This window comes from Aeromonas sp. QDB14 (assembly GCF_027707845.1).
In the GTDB taxonomy this organism is placed as follows: domain Bacteria; phylum Pseudomonadota; class Gammaproteobacteria; order Enterobacterales; family Aeromonadaceae; genus Aeromonas; species Aeromonas caviae.
Window position 1 is genome coordinate 1 of the sequence record NZ_JAPCJD010000207.1, and the last position, 737, is coordinate 737.

At 55.9% G+C, this 737-nt stretch carries 1 protein-coding gene; it reads left to right on the forward strand.

The window, feature by feature from the left end; all coding sequences use genetic code 11:
* Positions 1 to 116 precede the first annotated feature (116 nt).
* Positions 117 to 449 (forward strand): cupin domain-containing protein, encoded by a 333-nt coding sequence (locus PG887_RS22535; RefSeq protein WP_041214071.1) that lies wholly within the window; start codon positions 117 to 119, stop codon positions 447 to 449.
* Positions 450 to 737 lie beyond the last annotated feature (288 nt).

Consider the following 737-nt stretch of genomic DNA (forward strand, 5'->3'; position numbering starts at 1 on the left):
CGACGCTCTTTATCCGCCCCCGGTCTTCACATTTAGATTATTCAGATTAGGCGACAACTATTCTGACACCGGGGGACTCTTAGCTAGCCACGTTCCCATCTACCGGAGAGAAGCCCATGCACACAGGCAACCTGCTTGGCCAGATCCCCTCCCCCCTGCCCAGTGAAGTGTTCGCGGATCTGGTCAGTACCAACAATGTTCGTATCGAGCGCATTCTCTCCCAGGGGCAGCAGACCCCTACCGGAGAGTGGTTCGATCAGGATGAACACGAATGGGTATTGCTGGTGCAGGGAGAGGCCATCCTGGTCTTCATCACACCGGATACCGGGGTACAGGAACGCGTCCATCTGGGGCCGGGGGATTACATCAACATCCCGGCGCACCTTCAGCACAGGGTGGAGTGGACCCATCCGACCGAGACAACCATCTGGCTCTGCGTCTATTACTAGCAAGCTCACGGCGCAAGAAGGCAATGCTTCTGCTGCGAAGATCGAAGAGGAGACCGTGGAGACGAAAAAAAGCCCAGTCTGTCGACTGGGCTTCTTGTTAGTGGCATAACGGACGCAGAGACGGACAAAGTCCGGCTCAAGCACAAGGAACAACAGACCGGGACAAAGTTGCCAGTGGCAAGTCACAGCCCTGGTGGTTGCTTCTTGTGCTCTGAGCTCTTATCCAGACGCCAGAAAGCAAAAAGGCCTTCCCGATAGGGAAGGCCTTTCAATTTAGTGGCGGAGCGG